We start from the raw sequence: 787 nt of genomic DNA on the forward strand, positions 1-787 counted from the left end.
CCCGGACCCGGCGCGGTCGGTGCCGGTGAGTGCCTACACACCGTCGAGGCGCTCACCGATCAGGTGCTGGCCCAGGCGATGTTGGCGTCCTCCAACAGGATCCGCCACGACACCGCATCCACGACCAGATGGTGGACGATCAACACCAACTGGCCGGTGGTGCTCACCCACAACCCACTCACCATCGCCCCGGCGGCGGGATTTAGCCGAGACAGGGCCTGGGCCAGCACCTGATCGGTGAGCGCCTCGACGGTGTGTAGGCACTCACCGGCACCGACCGCGCCGGGTCCGGGAACGGTCAACGACCGCGCGTTGGTGTCGGCACGCAGTCTGAGCATGGGGTGGTGGTCGAGCAGCGCCTGCAGGATGGCGAGCAGGTCGGCGTGGGTGGCCCCGGTCGGGACCTGGAGCGCCATGGTTTGGTTGAACTCATCGATCGGGCCGTCAATGTCGAACAGCCAGTGCATGATCGGGGTAGGTGTGATCGGCCCGATGCCTTCGTCGACGAGTTGTTCGCGGGCCTCGGTGATCCCGGGGATGCGGGCCAGGCGGGCCACGGTCTGCTCGACGAAGATGTCGCGGGCACGGCAGGCCAGCCCCGCGGCGCGGGCGCGGGCGACCACCTGCATCGACAGGATGCTGTCGCCGCCGAGGTCGAAGAAGGAGTCGTCGATGCTGATGCGGTCGAGGCCGAGGACTTCGGTGTAGATGGTGGTCAGGAGTTCTTCGATGGGGTGGTCGCCCGCGCCCGCGACAACATGCCGACCGCCTTCCGGATCACCGGCCG

Annotated in this window: 1 protein-coding gene; it reads right to left on the reverse strand. The window is 68.2% G+C overall.

The window, feature by feature from the left end; genetic code table 11:
• Nucleotides 1-59 precede the first annotated feature (59 nt).
• On the reverse strand, nt 60-787 hold a 728-nt coding region (locus tag A9X05_RS09195), incomplete at its 5' end, for a phosphopantetheine-binding protein (RefSeq protein WP_368664925.1).

Origin of the sequence: Mycobacterium sp. E3298 (assembly GCF_001666895.1) — a bacterium.
Lineage (GTDB): Bacteria > Actinomycetota > Actinomycetes > Mycobacteriales > Mycobacteriaceae > Mycobacterium.